Annotated in this window: 14 protein-coding genes; 11 read left to right on the forward strand and 3 right to left on the reverse strand. The window is 59.6% G+C overall.

What is annotated here, in order from left to right; translation table 11 throughout:
• Positions 1 to 166 precede the first annotated feature (166 nt).
• From smc to LW136_RS10510, 8 genes are all read left to right on the forward strand, one after another.
• Positions 167 to 3,655, forward strand: coding sequence for a chromosome segregation protein SMC (gene smc / locus LW136_RS10475; protein ID WP_234175143.1), 3,489 nt, complete (start codon positions 167 to 169; stop codon positions 3,653 to 3,655).
• Positions 3,656 to 3,837: 182 nt separating this feature from the next.
• The gene (gene zipA / locus LW136_RS10480) at positions 3,838 to 4,671 is read left to right on the forward strand and encodes a cell division protein ZipA (RefSeq protein WP_102841293.1); all 834 of its coding nucleotides are present in this window, start codon (positions 3,838 to 3,840) and stop codon (positions 4,669 to 4,671) included.
• A gap of 288 nt (positions 4,672 to 4,959) precedes the next feature.
• Entirely contained in the window at positions 4,960 to 7,329 is a 2,370-nt protein-coding gene (gene ligA, locus LW136_RS10485) for an NAD-dependent DNA ligase LigA (RefSeq protein WP_234175144.1), read from the forward strand.
• 401 nt (positions 7,330 to 7,730) lie between these two features.
• A complete protein-coding gene (locus LW136_RS10490; protein ID WP_234175145.1) occupies positions 7,731 to 9,266 on the forward strand; it encodes a flagellin in 1,536 nt (511 codons plus the stop codon).
• A gap of 113 nt (positions 9,267 to 9,379) precedes the next feature.
• Positions 9,380 to 9,673 (forward strand): flagellar protein FlaG, encoded by a 294-nt coding sequence (locus LW136_RS10495; protein WP_063543361.1) that lies wholly within the window; start codon positions 9,380 to 9,382, stop codon positions 9,671 to 9,673.
• A gap of 65 nt (positions 9,674 to 9,738) precedes the next feature.
• Positions 9,739 to 11,187 (forward strand): flagellar filament capping protein FliD, encoded by a 1,449-nt coding sequence (fliD, locus tag LW136_RS10500; RefSeq protein ID WP_003302380.1) that lies wholly within the window; start codon positions 9,739 to 9,741, stop codon positions 11,185 to 11,187.
• A gap of 122 nt (positions 11,188 to 11,309) precedes the next feature.
• Positions 11,310 to 11,696: a flagellar export chaperone FliS gene (fliS, locus tag LW136_RS10505; RefSeq protein WP_026006571.1), complete on the forward strand. Its 387-nt coding sequence runs from the start codon at positions 11,310 to 11,312 to the stop codon at positions 11,694 to 11,696.
• A 46-nt stretch (positions 11,697 to 11,742) separates the two neighbouring features.
• Positions 11,743 to 12,036, forward strand: coding sequence for a flagellar protein FliT (locus LW136_RS10510; protein ID WP_017245261.1), 294 nt, complete (start codon positions 11,743 to 11,745; stop codon positions 12,034 to 12,036).
• Positions 12,037 to 12,161: 125 nt separating this feature from the next.
• Here the strand turns inward: LW136_RS10510 and ppnP are convergent, their stop codons facing one another.
• Positions 12,162 to 12,443: a pyrimidine/purine nucleoside phosphorylase gene (ppnP, locus tag LW136_RS10515; RefSeq protein ID WP_003302386.1), complete on the reverse strand. Its 282-nt coding sequence runs from the start codon at positions 12,441 to 12,443 to the stop codon at positions 12,162 to 12,164.
• A gap of 77 nt (positions 12,444 to 12,520) precedes the next feature.
• Positions 12,521 to 12,862: a DMT family protein gene (locus LW136_RS10520; protein WP_003285450.1), complete on the reverse strand. Its 342-nt coding sequence runs from the start codon at positions 12,860 to 12,862 to the stop codon at positions 12,521 to 12,523.
• Positions 12,863 to 12,990: 128 nt separating this feature from the next.
• On the opposite strand from LW136_RS10520, the gene LW136_RS10525 reads away from it, so the two are divergent.
• Positions 12,991 to 13,242: a YkgJ family cysteine cluster protein gene (locus LW136_RS10525; protein WP_082041303.1), complete on the forward strand. Its 252-nt coding sequence runs from the start codon at positions 12,991 to 12,993 to the stop codon at positions 13,240 to 13,242.
• Positions 13,243 to 13,494: 252 nt separating this feature from the next.
• Here the strand turns inward: LW136_RS10525 and gltA are convergent, their stop codons facing one another.
• Entirely contained in the window at positions 13,495 to 14,766 is a 1,272-nt protein-coding gene (gene gltA / locus LW136_RS10530; protein ID WP_003294794.1) for a citrate synthase, read from the reverse strand.
• Positions 14,767 to 15,126: 360 nt separating this feature from the next.
• Here gltA and sdhC point away from each other — a divergent pair, with 360 nt between their 5' ends.
• Together sdhC and sdhD are read left to right on the forward strand one after the other, a co-directional pair.
• Positions 15,127 to 15,501: a succinate dehydrogenase, cytochrome b556 subunit gene (gene sdhC, locus LW136_RS10535; protein ID WP_042922770.1), complete on the forward strand. Its 375-nt coding sequence runs from the start codon at positions 15,127 to 15,129 to the stop codon at positions 15,499 to 15,501.
• Complete coding sequence (gene sdhD / locus LW136_RS10540) at positions 15,495 to 15,863, forward strand: succinate dehydrogenase, hydrophobic membrane anchor protein (RefSeq protein WP_011913018.1); 369 nt, start codon at positions 15,495 to 15,497, stop codon at positions 15,861 to 15,863. The genes sdhC and sdhD overlap by 7 nt, the downstream gene beginning before the upstream one ends.
• The last annotated feature ends 1 nt before the right edge of the window (position 15,864 follow it).

Consider the following 15,864-nt stretch of genomic DNA (forward strand, 5'->3'; position numbering starts at 1 on the left):
TGCCTTCACCTGCCACACCGTTCTGTGCGCCGCCACGCTGCGAGCGGAGCCAGGCTGCGTGATAAACTCCCTGGCTTCTTGCCAGTACCCATTCGATGCCAGGATTTCCGATGTTCACGGCGACCCCGCTTGTTCGTTCCCACGCTGACTGCCACGGATAGGCCGCATGCGACTGAAAAGCATCAAACTCGCCGGCTTCAAATCCTTCGTCGATCCCACCACTGTCAGCTTTCCGAGCAACATGGCGGCGGTGGTCGGGCCGAACGGCTGCGGCAAATCCAACATCATCGACGCCGTGCGCTGGGTAATGGGCGAAAGCTCGGCTAAGAACCTGCGTGGCGAGTCGATGACGGACGTCATCTTCAATGGCTCGAACACGCGCAAGCCGGTAACCCAGGCGAGCATCGAGCTGATCTTCGATAACTCCGACGGCACGCTGACCGGTGAGTATGCAGCCTTCGCCGAAATTTCCATCCGCCGCCGCGTCACCCGCGACTCGCAGAACACCTACTTTCTCAACGGCGTGAAGTGCCGGCGCCGCGATATTACCGATATCTTCCTCGGCACCGGGCTCGGGCCGCGTAGTTACTCGATCATCGAGCAGGGCATGATCTCCAAACTGATCGAGGCCAAGCCCGAGGACCTGCGCAACTTCATCGAGGAAGCGGCCGGCATCTCCAAGTACAAGGAGCGCCGGCGCGAAACCGAGAACCGTATTCGTCGGACGCACGAGAACCTGGCTCGCCTGACCGACCTGCGCGAAGAGCTGGAACGCCAGCTCGAACGTCTGCACCGTCAGGCGCAGTCGGCGGAGAAATATCAGGAATACAAGGCCGAAGAGCGTCAGCTCAAGGCGCAGCTGTCGGCACTGCGCTGGCAGGCCTTGAACGAGCAGGTCGGCCAGCGCGAGCAGGTCATCGGCGATCAGGAAGTCGCCTTCGAAGCGCTGGTCGCCGAGCAGCGCAACGCCGATGCGAGCATCGAACGCCTGCGTGACGGCCACCACGAGCTGTCCGAGCGCTTCAACCAGGTGCAGGGTCGCTTCTATTCGGTTGGCGGCGATATCGCCCGGGTCGAGCAAAGCATCCAGCACGGCCAGCAGCGCCTGCGTCAGTTGCAGGACGATCTGCGCGAGGCGGAGCAGGCGCGTCTGGAGACCGAATCACACCTCGGTCACGACCGCACGCTGCTGGCCACGCTCGGCGAGGAATTGGCGATGCTCGAGCCTGAGCAGGAACTCTCCGGCGCCGCCGCGGAGGAATCTGCCGTCCAGCTGGAAGAGGCGGAGTCGGCCATGCAGAGCTGGCAGGAACAATGGGAACGCTTCAATCAGCTCAGCGCTGAGCCACGCCGCGTGGCTGAGGTCCAGCAGTCGCGCATCCAGCAGCTGGAGCAGAGTCTGGAACGGTTGGCCGAACGTCAGCGTCGGCTGGATGACGAACGTGCGCTGCTGGCTACCGATCCTGAAGATGTGGCGATTCTCGAGCTGGGCGAGCAGCTTGCCGCCAGTGAACTCGATCTCGAAGCGCTCGCCGCGGCCGGCGATGCGCTCAATGAACGCCTAGAGCAATTGCGTGAAGCGTTGCAGCAGGCGACCCAGACGCAGCAGCAGGCGCAGGGTGATCTGCAGCGTCTGAATGGCCGCATCGCCTCGCTGGAGGCGCTGCAGCAGGCGGCGAAGGATCCCGGCAAAGGCGTCGGCGAGTGGCTGCGTGAGCAAGGGTTGGAAAAGCGCCCGCGCCTCGCCGAAGGGCTGCGGGTCGAGCCGGGCTGGGAACTGGCGGTGGAAACCGTGCTGGGCGCGGATCTGCAGGCGGTGCTGCTGGATGATTTCGCCGAGGTCGAGCTTGCGGGCTTCCAGCACGGCGAGCTAAATCTGGCCAACGCGTCGCGTGGCGGCGTCCGCTGCCCTGGCAGTCTGCTGGAACGGGTCGAGTCGGCGCAGGATCTTTCGCCTTGGCTGAGCCGCGTGCGGCCGGTCGAATCGCTGGAGCAGGCACTGGCCGCGCGCGCGTCGCTGGCCGAGGGAGAGAGTTTGGTCAGCCGCGATGGCTATTGGGTCGGCCGGCATTTTCTGCGTGTGCGTCGCGCGAGCGAGGCGGAGTCCGGCGTACTGGCGCGCGGTCAGGAGCTGCAGCGCTTGCTGGCCGAGCGTGACGAGCGCGAAGCGAGCCTGGCGACGATGGAGGACCGCATCGCCGTGCTGGGTGGCGAGCAGTCCCGTATGGAAGGCGAGCGCGAACAGCAGCGTCGTCAGCAACAGGAAGAAGCACGCAAGCATGGCGACCTCAAGGCCAAGCTGTCGGCCGGCCAGGCACGCCTGGAACAGCTGGCGCTGCGCCGTCGTCGGCTGGACGAGGAGCTGGCCGAGCAGCAGGAACAGCGCGAAATCGAGACCGAACAGCTGGGCGAAGCGCGCCTGCAGCTGCAGGAAGCGCTGGAAGCGATGGCGCAGGATACCGAGCAGCGCGAGACGCTGCTGGCCAGCCGCGACGGCATCCGTGAGCGGCTCGATCGTATTCGCCAGGAGGCGCGGCAGCATAAGGATCATGCCCATCAGCTGGCGTTGCGGGTCGGTTCGCTCAGGGCGCAGCACGAGTCGACTCACCAGGCTCTGGAGCGGTTGGAACAGCAGTTCGAACGCGCCGTCGAGCGCCGCGAGCAGCTGACGCTGAACCTGGAGGAGGGTGAGGCACCGCTGGAAGAGCTGCGCATGAAGCTCGAAGAGCTGCTGGAGCGGCGCATGGGCGTCGAGGACGAGCTCAAGCATGCGCGTCTGGCGCTGGAAGACGCCGATCGCGAACTGCGCGATGCCGAGAAACGCCGTACCCAGGCCGAACAACAGGCGCAGTTGCTGCGGGGGCAACTGGAGCAACAGCGCCTGGGTTGGCAAGAACTGAGCGTCCGGCGCAAGGCGCTGCAGGATCAGCTGCACGAGGACGGCTACGACCTGCACGGCGTGCTCGCCACGCTAGCCGGCGACGCCAGTGAACAGGCCTGGGAAGCTGAGTTGGAGCGCTTGGCTCAGCGTATCCAGCGTCTGGGGCCGATCAACCTGGCGGCGATCGACGAATATCAGCAGCAGTCCGAACGCAAGCGCTATCTCGATGCGCAGAACGACGACCTCGTCGAAGCGCTGGACACGCTGGAAAACGTCATCCGCAAGATCGACCGTGAAACCCGCAACCGCTTCAAGGAAACCTTCGACCAGATCAACAGTGGCCTGCAGGCGCTCTTTCCGAAAGTGTTCGGCGGCGGCAATGCTTATCTGGAACTTACCGGAGAAGATTTACTCGATACCGGGGTGGCGATCATGGCGCGTCCGCCCGGAAAGAAGAACAGCACCATTCACCTGCTTTCCGGCGGCGAAAAGGCATTGACTGCGCTGGCGCTGGTGTTTGCGATCTTCCAGCTAAACCCGGCGCCGTTCTGCATGCTGGATGAAGTCGATGCGCCACTGGACGACGCCAACGTCGGCCGTTATGCGCGACTGGTCAAGGAAATGTCGGAGAAAGTGCAGTTCATCTATATCACCCACAACAAGATCGCCATGGAAATGGCCGATCAGCTCATGGGTGTGACGATGCATGAACCGGGTTGTTCACGGTTGGTGGCAGTCGATGTCGAACAGGCTGTGGCACTGGCCGAAGCATGAGGATTAAGCCGCGCATTTGAGCGTTTTTGATACTGAAGAGCCCATAAAAAGAGAACTACCGCACGGTGCAAATCTACCGTTCGTCGTGCTAGCTTAGGGCACAATTTTTACGATGCGCTGAGAGCAGTCCCAGGTGACCGCTTGTTGCGTCTTTATCATCGAATTCAGAGGTTAATGCATTAATGGATATCGGTCTGCGCGAGTGGCTGATCGTCATCGGCATCATCGTCATTGCCGGCATTTTGTTCGACGGCTGGCGTCGCATGCGCGGTGGCAAAGGCAAGCTGAAATTCAAGCTGGACCGCAGCCTTTCCAACCTTCCCGATGTCGATGATTCCACCGAGCTGTTAGGGCCGGCTCGCGTGGTGGATCGTGAGCATGAGCCTTCGCTGGACGAAGCCGACATGCCGCCGGTGAGCGCCCGCCAGTCTGGTCGCGACGCGGGCAAGAAGCGCCGGCATAGCGAGCCTTACCAGGGCGATCTGCAACTGAGCACTGACGAGCCGGTGCCGACCCTGCTGGATCCGGTCGTCGGCGACGCGGACGATGCCGAGGCGCAGCCGGCGAAAGAGCAGGCACCGGTGGAAGAAGTGCTGGTCATCAACGTCATCTGCCGCGATCCGCACGGCTTCCGTGGCCCGGCATTGCTGCAGAATATCCTGGAAAGCGGTCTGCGCTTCGGTGAGATGGACATCTTCCACCGCCACGAAAGCATGGCCGGCAATGGTGAGGTGCTGTTCTCCATGGCCAATGCGGTCAAGCCCGGCACCTTCGATCTGGACGATATCGATCACTTCACCACGCCGGCCGTGAGCTTCTTCCTCGGATTGCCGGGGCCGCGTCATCCCAAGCAGGCCTTCGATGTCATGGTCGCCGCGGCGCGCAAGCTGTCCCAGGAGCTCAACGGCGAGCTGAAGGACGACCAGCGCAGCGTGCTGACCGCCCAGACCATCGAACACTACCGCCAGCGCATAGTCGAGTTCGAACGCCGACAGATGACCATCAAGCAACGCTGATAATTCACCGCGCCGGGCCTCGCGCCCGGTGCTGCGTTTGATTGGGCAGGCTCGCTTTCACTGGCCTGCCGCCTCGCTCTGCAGACTGTCGTAGGGTGGGCTTCAGCCCACCGGCACTTCGCTTCAGCGCATCGTCACGCAACGCTGCCTGCCCAGTCCGACCCCAGCCAACAGAACCCGCAGACTGCCTTCGGACTCGCATTCGGCTAGAATCCGACGCCTTCCATATCAACCAAGGCGCGCTGATGCGGTCTGAACCAGCACAGCCCCAGTCACGGCTCCGTCCTTATGCCTTCCGCCCAAACCGCCGCCGAGCGCATCGCCGAACTGCGCAGCGAAATTGACGCCCACAACTACCGCTACTACGTGCTCGACGAACCCAGTGTTCCCGATGCCGAGTACGACCGTCTGTTCAATGAACTCAAGGCGCTCGAGGCGGATCACCCGGAGCTGGTGACACCCGAGTCGCCAACCCAGCGGGTCGGCGGAGCGGCACTGGCGGCGTTCGGTCAGGTGCGCCACGAAGTGCCGATGCTGAGCCTTGGAACTGCCTTCCAGGAGCAGGATCTGCTCGACTTCGACCGCCGCGTGCGCAAAGGGCTGGATCTGCCGGCAGGTGACCTGTTCGGCGATGACGCTGTGGTCGAGTACAGCTGCGAACCCAAACTGGATGGTCTGGCGGTCAGCCTGCTTTATGAGAACGGTCATCTGGTGCGTGGCGCCACCCGGGGCGATGGCAGCACGGGTGAGGACATCAGCGCCAATGTGCGTACCGTGCGCAACATCCCGCTCAAGCTGCATGGCAGTGGTTGGCCTGCGGTACTTGAGGTGCGCGGCGAAATCTACATGCCCAAGGCGGGGTTCGAAGCGCTGAATGCGCGGCAGCTGGAAAGCGGCGGCAAACCCTTCGCCAATCCCCGCAACGCCGCTGCTGGAAGCCTGCGCCAGCTGGATTCGAAGATCACCGCAAGTCGTCCGCTTGAGCTGTGTGCATATGGTGTCGGACGTAGCGACGGCGAGCTGCCGGGCACGCACATCGGGATTCTCGAAGCGCTGAAAAGCTGGGGCCTGCCCATCAGTCGTGAGCTGAAACTGGCCAGGGGCGTGGCCGAATGCCGGGCTTACTACGACGCCATCGGTGAAAAGCGCGACGCGCTGCCGTATGAGATTGACGGTGTGGTGTTCAAGGTCAACGCGGTCGCGCAGCAGCGTGAACTGGGCTTCCGTGCGCGGGAGCCGCGCTGGGCCATCGCCCACAAGTTTCCCGCGCGGGAGGAAATCACCGAGCTGCTCGATGTGGAGTTCCAGGTCGGCCGTACCGGCGCGATCACCCCGGTCGCCCGGTTGAAGCCGGTGCAGGTGGCGGGCGTTACGGTTTCCAACGCGACGCTGCACAACATGGACGAAGTGGCGCGCCTTGGCGTGATGATCGGCGATACGGTGATCGTGCGACGTGCAGGCGACGTGATTCCCCAGATCCTCGGCGTAATTGCCGAACGCCGCCCGGCCGACGCGCGCGCCGTGCATGTGCCGGAGCAGTGCCCGGTGTGCGGTTCTGCCGTGGAGCGCACCCAGCTGATCAAGCGCAGCAAGGGGCGTGAGTCGGTGAGCGAAGGCTCGATCTACCGTTGCGTCGGTCGTCTGGCCTGTCAGGCGCAGCTCAAGCAGGCGATCATCCACTTCGTATCGCGCCGCGCCATGGACATCGATGGCCTGGGCGACAAGATTGTCGAGCAGCTGGTGGACAGGGGGCTGGTCAATTCCCCGGCGGATCTTTACTGCCTGACCCATGAGCAGGTCATCGAGCTGGAAGGTTTCGCCGAAATTTCCACCCGCAACCTGCTCAACGCCATCGATGCCAGCCGCAAACCGACGCTGGCCCGCTTTATATATGCGCTAGGCATTCCCGATGTCGGTGAAGAAACCGCCAAGTTGCTGGCCCGTGCGTTGGGCTCCCTGGAGCGCATTGGTAGGGCGCTGCCGGATGTGCTGGTCTACCTGCCGGAAATCGGCCTTGAGGTGGCCCACGAAATCCACAGCTTCTTCGAAGACGAGCACAACCGCACGGTCATCGCTCAACTGCGCGAACGCGGCGTGGAACTGCAGGAGGAGGGCGAGCTGCATCCCGAATTCGCCGCCTGCGCCACCCTGGCTGGCCTGATCGACAAACTGAACATCCCCTTTATCGCCAGCACCGGCGCGCAGCGCCTGGCCGATCGCTTCGGCAGCCTGGACGCCATCATCACCGCCGACTGGCTCGACCTGCGCCAGGTCGAACGCCTCACCGAAAAAGCCGCCCGTTCATTGCGCGACTATTTCGACAACCCCGAAAACGCCCACCGCGCCCGGCAGATCGAAGCGCAACTGCGTGAATTCGGCATGCACTGGCAAAGCGAGCGCAAGCAAGCCGCAGGGCTGCCCCTCGCCGGCCAGACCTGGGTCCTGACCGGCAGCCTCGAATCGATGAGCCGCGACGAAGGCAAAGCCCGCCTCGAAGCCCTCGGCGCCAAGGTCGCCGGTTCTGTATCCGCCAAGACGAGCTGCGTGGTGGCAGGGCCGGGTGCCGGCTCGAAGCTGACCAAGGCCAACGAGCTGGGGTTGACGGTGCTGGATGAGGAGACGTTTCTAAAGCAGCTGTCGCAGCTGGAAGGCGCCTGATCGCAAATAGATGGCCGTCATTTGGTACATCGGCGGCGCCTGGTATCGCCGCCGCATCAGCCAGCTACGCCTAACCTTCTGTGGGAGCGGGCCATGCCCGCGAAAAGCCCCTGCAACCCTACCTTAAACCGCGGTCCTTCCACTGCTTGGTGGGACCTGGCTAAAGTTTCCCACCCCTCGCCCGAAAACCTGTGCAGGCAGGCTCGCTTGTTTCGTGAGCACGCTGGCGTCGTACAGGTTGTTTCCGGGGCGGGCAAATTATTTTCAACCGCCTCCTAAAGCTCACCGAAACGGCGCCGATAAGCTAATCGAATGCGAACTCGATGGGTGCCTGGGCAAAGCCGGACCCGGAGTCGCAAGCTCAGGCAAACCAAAGTAACCAGCGCCCTTGGAGGCTCATCATGGCTCTTACTGTCAATACCAACATTGCTTCGCTGAATACGCAGCGTAACCTCAGCAATTCTTCCAATGCGCTGCAAACTTCCATGCAGCGTCTGTCCACTGGTAGCCGCATCAACAGCGCCAAAGATGACGCTGCCGGTCTGCAGATTTCCAATCGCCTGACCAGTCAGATTAACGGCCTCGGTGTTGCGGTGCGAAATGCGAATGATGGTATCTCCCTCGCTCAGACCGCAGAAGGAGCGATGCAACAGTCAACCAACATCCTGCAGCGCATGCGTGACTTGGCTCTGCAGTCGGCTAACGGTTCTAATGACACCGCCGATCGTAAGGCATTGCAGAAAGAAGTTTCTGATCTACAGAGCGAGTTAACTCGAATCGCTGAAACTACCTCGTTTGGCGGGCGCAAGTTGCTGGATGGAAGCTTCGGTAACACTTCGTTCCAGGTCGGAGCGAACTCGAACGAGACTATCGATGTAGGGCTGACGTCTGTTAAGGCAAACGATATTGGTTTGAATGGTAAACAATTGACTGCGGCGGCTCTGACGGGTTTCGGTGGGCTGAGTGACGCCGGATATCAGAAAGGCGCTACTGATGCTCTTTCTGTTCAGGTTGGTAGCAGTAAGAAAGATGTGGCCTTGAGCGATGGTATGTCTGCAGCTCAGTTGGCCGGCCAATATAATAGTGTAAACGGTGTAAGTGGAGTGACTGGTTACACCGGGCTGAAGGTAACTGCTGACGCAAACACGACAGCTGGCGATACGGTAAAGCTGAACGTTCAAGGTGTTGAGATAAACTATACTCTTGGCACGACGAACGCCCTATCGTCTGCCGCGTTAAACACTGCTCTAAACGATGCGACTAAGAATGCTTTGGCGGACAAAGGCATTACAGTAGAATATAACGGTGCTACAGGCCAAGAGGCAGTTATATTCAAAAGTGTCACTGGTGAAAATATAAATGTTTCAGCGCAGGTAACTGGAGCCGCTACGGATGGCGCTACTATTAATCTGACTGCCGTGGACAAACTCGGAGGTGTAGTTGGTTCCTCTGAGCAGGTTGTTGCGGCCGTAGGTGTTGCTGGCGATGCGGTTAGTCAGGTGGTTACTGGTACTCTTGATTTTGATAGAGCTGTTTTAGATGCAGATTATGGCGCTATGACTGTCAGTGGTGCTGGGGGAATTGGTGGTGGCGCCGTGACTGTTGGCGCAGAGTCGAAATTCATTTCTGTAGCGGATATCGATATATCTTCAGCGGGTGGCGCGCAAGCAGCTGTCGATATTATCGACGCAGCGCTTGTTCAGGTTGATAGCCAGCGTGCAACCCTTGGTGCTGTTCAAAATCGTTTCGACAATACTATTGCTAACCTGCAGAACATCGGCGAAAACGTCTCTGCCGCCCGTGGCCGTATCCAGGATACCGACTTCGCAGCTGAAACCGCTAACCTGAGCAAGAACCAGATTCTGCAACAGGCCGGCACCGCGATCCTGGCCCAGGCCAAGCAGCTGCCGCAGGCCGTACTCAGCCTGCTCCAGTAAGCCGAGCGTAGTGGAAGGGGTGGCGTTGCTGCCCCAACCATTTATTGAGGTGAACCATGGACGTCGCAAGAATTGCGTTGAATTCCCTTGCGTCATCCTCTGGCAACACTGCGATGCCCAGCTCCCGTTCGGAGGCTGGGCTTTCGTCGTTGGGCGCAGAGAATGAAGCCGGCAAGGCTGAACAGAAACTGGATGTTGGTGAGGCGGTAGAGCGCATTCGTACGCAAATGCAAACGTTGCAGCGCAACCTCAACTTCAGCGTGGATGACTCCACCGGCGAAGTGGTGGTGCAGGTACTCGATGGTGATTCGGGCAAGGTGGTGCGGCAGATCCCTTCCGAGGATATCCTGCGCCTGGCCGAGCGACTGGATGAAATGCGCAGCCTGTTATTCGAGGCTAAGGCCTAGCGGCACGTTTCTTGTTTGGTTTTCGATCCAATACGGTCGTGTGGTTTATTTGACGAGGTGAAGCTATGGCAAGCGTATCAGGCATCGGTTCCGGCATCGACATCGATAGCATCGTTGCGAGTATGGTTGCCGCTGAACGTGCTCCGAAGGAAACCCAGCTTGCAACCCTCGAAAAGAAGACCACTACGCAGATCACGGCGGTTGGTGCGCTAAAGGGTGCAATCAGTGATTTCCAAACTGCACTGGGTGCGTTGAACAAGCCAGAGCTGTTCCAAGCGCGCTCGGCTACTTCCAGCAAGTCGGACCTCGTCGGCGTTACGGCGTCAACCGCCGCGGGAGCTGGCAGCTATCAACTGGAAGTCAAATCACTGGCGAGCAGCAGCAAGGTTGCATTGGCAGCGATTCCCAATACGGCCGAAGCCCCGGCGCGTTTTACCAGTGGAACGTTCGAGGTCTCGCTTGGCGTGCCAGGCATCCCGCCCGCGCCGAACACCAAGGAATCCTTTTCTGTCACGATTGACGAAAACACCAACACGCTCGCCGGTGTGCGTGATGCAATCAACACGGCCGGGAAAGACATGGGTGTTAGCGCCACCATTGTCACGGACGAGTATGGTTCTCGACTGGTGCTGAGTAGCAGCAAGACGGGCGCAGGGCGCGATATTACCGTCACTGCAACCGGGGCAGACGAACCTGGGCTCATCGGTCTTTCCGCATTGAACTTCGACGGTACCTCAGGCACCGGCAAAGATGCTCGCGTGTTGACCTCGGCACAGAGTGCTGAATTGTATGTCGACGGTTTGAAGGTAATCAGCGAGACCAACAAAGTCGATGGTGCCATTGAGGGCGTCACGCTCGACCTTAAGGCCAAAACCGTTGCAAACGAACCGCTGACTATCGCGGTGGCGGAAGACAAGGCGGGGGTTAAAAACCAGATCCAGACCTTTGTCGACAGCTACAACAAGCTGATCGGCGTGATCAATGCGCAGACCAAGGTTACATCGGTGGGTGAGGGTAAGGCGCCCGTAACAGGCGCATTGGTGGGCGATGCCACGGCGCGCACCTTGCTCAACACGATTCGCAACGAGCTGGTTAACGTGCAGGGTGATGGTGCACTGCGTGCGCTGACCGATATTGGTATCACCACACAGAAGGATGGCACGCTCGCCATTGACAGCGCCAAGCTGGACAAGGCGATGGCCGGTAATTTCGGCGAATTGTCGGGCCTGTTCACAGGTGACAAGGGGTTGGCTTCCAGGCTTGATGCGAAGCTGAAGCCATACACCGAGACCGGTGGAATACTCGAGCAGCGCAACAAGGCAATGACCGAGACGATCACTAAGATAGATGATCAGAAAGAGGCGCTCACCCGCCGTATCACCTCGCTTCAGGAGCGACTGTACAAGCAGTTCAATGCAATGGATCTGTTGGTGGGGCAGTTGTCTAATACGTCTTCGAGCCTTCTCGCGTCGCTGGAGAACCTGCCTTGGGCAGGAAGCAATTCGAAAAAGTAGGCCAGACTGCTTATACAAGAACCGCCGGTAGGCGGTTTTTTGTTTGCAAAACAAACTCAAGTCCTGCGCCAGATGACCGATAAACAGGTATGTGAGATCGATGTGGCAAGGGGCTCATCCAAATGAATGCTATGGCAGCAATGCGGCAATACCAGCAGGTTGGCGTAAAAGCCCAGGTTACCGAGGCCGACCCGCATCGCCTGATTCAGATGCTGATGCAAGGTGGTTTGGATCGTATCGCTCAGGCCAAAGGTGCGATGGAGCGTGAGGCTTTCGCTGAGAAGGGTGTGCTGATCGGCAAGGCCATCAATATCATCGGTGGGCTGCGTGATGCGCTGGATCAGGATGTTGGCGGCGAGCTGGCGGCCAACCTTGATCGTCTGTATGAATACATGACGATGCGCCTGTTCGAAGCGAGCCGGCATAATGATGTCGACAAACTGAACGAGGTGGGCAAGCTTCTGGGTGAGATAAAGCTGGCTTGGGATCAGATCGCGCCTAGGGGCTGATTCACCTGAAGCTGGCTTGCTGGCTTACCGCGTTTTCGGGGAAAAGATGTCGTTGAAGAAGCAAGCCTTCGCCGCGTTGGCGCAAAAGCTCCGCGGCGCACTGAGCGCAGGGGAGTGGGATGCGGTCAGCTCGCTGGATCATGAGTGCAGCGCGCTGGTGGCATCATTGTGCGACGAAGATGCAGCTGATGCCGGGCTGCGTGCGGAAATCGACGCAGTGGCGGCTCTGTATGATGAGCTTCAGCGGGCGGGGCGCGCTGAGCGTGAGCGGCTGGCCGCGGAGCTGACCAGGCTGAATCAGGCCAAGCAGGTCAGCCGCGCTTACGGGTCGTTAGGCTAGACGCCCGTCACGCTGGATTCTCGCGCGGCGAAGAGCTGGGCGGTACCGAGGGTGCGTGGAGTAGGGTGGATGACGCTTCGCTCATCCACCGCGAACCCACCGTCTCAGGGAGTGCTCGCTGCGTCTCAGCGGTACTCGCACAGATACGCGGTGTCTACCTTGACCTTCAGCTGAAATTTGCTGTTCGCCGGTACGGTGAACTGGCTGCCGCTGGCAAAGGTTTCCCAGGCGTCGCTACCCGGCAGTTTCACGTCCAGGCTGCCAGCAACTACGTGCATGACTTCCAGTTGCGCAGTGCCGAATTCGTATTCACCTGGCGCCATGACGCCGATCGTGGCCGGGCCTTCAGTCATGTCGAAGGCGATGGATTTGACGGTGCCATCGAAGTACTCATTGACCTTGAACATTTGGATTCCTTTGCAGGGTCGGGAAAAGGGTCGCCAGTATGCCCAAGCGCCAGGCCTGGCGTCACCTGGCAGAAGTGCTAGCTGCGAAAAATGAAGTAGACCGCTCCGACCATGCAAAGCCCTGCCCATAGATAATCGAGCTTCAATGGCTGCTGCATGTACAGCACGCTGAACGGAACGAACACCATCAGGGTGATTACCTCCTGCATGATCTTCAGTTGGCCGATCGACAGCTCGGTATAGCCGATGCGGTTTGCTGGCACCATCAGCATGTATTCGAAGAATGCGATGCCCCAGCTGATCAATGCGGCGATAAGCCAGGGTTTGCCGTTCAGGCTCTTCAGGTGGCCGTACCAGGCGAAGGTCATGAAGAGGTTGGAGCAGCAGAGTAGGGCGGCGGTTTGCAACCAGACAGGCATGATGGGGTGGGGCTCGAAATACTGACGCGCTAGCGTATTTCCAGGCGGTGCTGCGTGCAATGGCCATCTGGTGCGCACACTTCTGTCGGATTATCATCGCGCGCGTTTTTTCACTGAGTGGCAGTTTTATGGATTGTCGCCCCGGTTGCGGTGCCTGCTGTATCGCCCCCTCAATTAGCTCCTCGATACCTGGCATGCCTCATGGCAAGCGTGCGGGGGAGCGCTGTATTCAATTAAGCGCTGACTTTCTCTGTTTGCTGTTCGGCGATCCGCGGCGGCCGGTTGTCTGCTCGGCTTTTTCGGCGGACCCTGTTTGCTGTGGTGAAACTAGGGAGGATGCGATTCGATTGTTGGGTTGGCTGGAGCAAGCGACTGCGTAGGCAAGTCTGCGCTTGTTAAGTCCAAGATTGCGTATTCAACTGCTCGTCGGGCTATGAGTTGCTGGCTCCGCCGGTATGTCTGCTGAGAGCTGATCAATGACGTCAGGCCGGAAGATCGCTGATTGCGCTCGATGGCCATCGCTCACCTGTGTCGACCTTTAGTGAATCGAATGGAAGGGATAAATATTCAGTCGGCCCAGGGGGAATAAAAAAGGCTGCCCAAGGGCAGCCTTTTTTTGCGCTGGTTGTCGCTTAACGCGGCAGGTCGCGCTTGGTGTGGCCGGTGTACAGCTGACGCGGGCGGCCGATCTTCTGGCCGGAGGCGATCATTTCTTTCCAGTGAGAGATCCAGCCGACAGTGCGCGCCAGGGCGAAGATGACGGTGAACATGCTGGTCGGAATGCCGATGGCCTTGAGGATGATGCCCGAGTAGAAGTCCACGTTCGGGTACAGGTTGCGCTCAGCGAAGTAAGGATCGTTGAGGGCAATCTCTTCCAGCTTCATGGCCAGATCCAGCTGCGGGTCATTGATGCCCAGCTCGCCCAGAACCTCGTCGCAGGTCTGCTTCATGACCTTGGCGCGCGGATCGAAGTTCTTGTAAACGCGATGGCCGAAGCCCATCAGCTTGAACGGGTCGTTCTTGTCCTTGGCCTTGGCCAGGAATTTCTCGACGTTCGACACGTCGCCGATTTCGTCCAGCATGGTGAGTACGGCTTCGTTCGCGCCACCGTGTGCCGGTCCCCACAGGGCGGCGATACCGGCGGCGATACAGGCGAATGGGTTGGCACCGGTGGAGCCGGCGAGGCGTACGGTGGAGGTCGAGGCGTTCTGCTCATGGTCGGCGTGCAGGATGAAGATGCGATCCATTGCCTTGGCCAGCACCGGGCTGATCGGTTTGATCTCGCACGGGGTGTTGAACATCATGTGCAGGAAGTTTTCCGAGTAGCTCAGATCGTTGCGCGGATACATCAGCGGCTGACCGATCGAGTACTTGTAGACCATCGCAGCAATGGTCGGCATCTTCGCGACCAGGCGCACCGCGGAAATCTCGCGATGGTGCGGGTCGTTGATGTCCAGAGAGTCGTGGTAGAAGGCCGAGAGCGCGCCGACAACGCCGCACATGATGGCCATGGGATGAGCGTCACGGCGGAAGCCATTAAGGAAGGATTTCAGCTGCTCGTGAACCATGGTGTGGTTCTTCACGGTGCTGACGAACTGTGCCTTCTGTTCGGCGGTCGGCAGTTCCCCGTTCAGCAGCAGGTAGCAGGTTTCCAGGTAGTCGGATTTCTCTGCCAGCTGTTCGATCGGGTAGCCGCGGTGCAGCAGGATGCCCTTGTCGCCGTCGATGTAGGTGATCTTGGACTCGCAAGAGGCGGTCGACATGAAGCCGGGATCGAAGGTGAAGTGACCCGTGGAGGTCAGGCTTCGTACGTCTATTACATCAGGCCCTACGGTACCGGTTAAAACGGGCAGTTCGACGGGGGCAGCGCCCTCGATGATCAACTGCGCTTTCTTGTCAGCCATGTATGGCCTCCTGTTTTGTGCTTGGAATCATCATGGCCCCCCACGCAGGGCCCGCATCACTATAGAGTGATAAATCGCAAAGTCAATTTGCGTGAACCCATGCCGTAGAGGGCTCTGCAGGGGGATGCGTGCAGCTTGGATGCACTGTTTACGGCATTTATATAGGGGCTGCTATCAGCCTTTAGTGGCACTTCACCACATTGTCATTAGTGACCTAACTGTTTATACTCGGACACCGACCGGCAGGGGCCTTACAGGCAGTATTCTGTAGGTTGTCACTCGTGGGTAGCGGGTACTGCTGCGTACTCTTCCCAACAACTTTGCCCTGCGCTCTGGGGCTCTCAAGTGTGAAAAAAAGCCGTGAAAAGCCAACGACCTGTAAACCTAGATCTTAGGACAATAAAACTCCCCATCACTGCTTACACGTCGATTCTCCACCGTGTATCCGGTGTCATCCTGTTCGTCGGTATCGCCTTGCTGCTGCTCGCGCTCGATACCTCGCTGTCTTCTCCGGAAGGCTTCGAGGAGGTCCGTGTGTACCTGGGTAGCCCTCTGGCAAAGCTGGTGAGCTGGGCGTTGCTGTCCGCACTGCTGTACCACCTTGTGGCGGGTGTTCGTCACCTGATCATGGATTCTGGCCATGGTGAGACGCTGGAAGGCGGCAAGCTGGGCTCGAAAATCGTAATCGCCGTATCGGCGGTGCTGATCGTTCTGGCGGGAGTGTGGATATGGTAACCAATGTCACCAACTTTTCGCGCTCGGGTCTGTACGACTGGATGGCGCAGCGCGTTTCTGCAGTGGTTCTTGCGGCTTATTTTCTGTTCCTGCTTGGGTACCTGATTGCGAACCCGGGACTGGAGTACACCCAGTGGCACGCGCTGTTCTCGGCCAACTGGATGCGCATCTTCAGCCTGCTGGCTCTGGTCGCCCTGAGTGTGCACGCGTGGGTAGGCATGTGGACGATCTCCACTGACTACCTGACCAACATGGCGATCGGTAAGTGGGCTACCGGCGTTCGTTTCCTGTTCCAGGCGGTGTGTGGCATTGCCATGTTCACCTTCTTCGTCTGGGGCGTGCAGATTCTTTGGGGTATCTGAT

Origin of the sequence: Stutzerimonas kunmingensis, from assembly GCF_021432085.1 — a bacterium.
Lineage (GTDB): Bacteria > Pseudomonadota > Gammaproteobacteria > Pseudomonadales > Pseudomonadaceae > Stutzerimonas.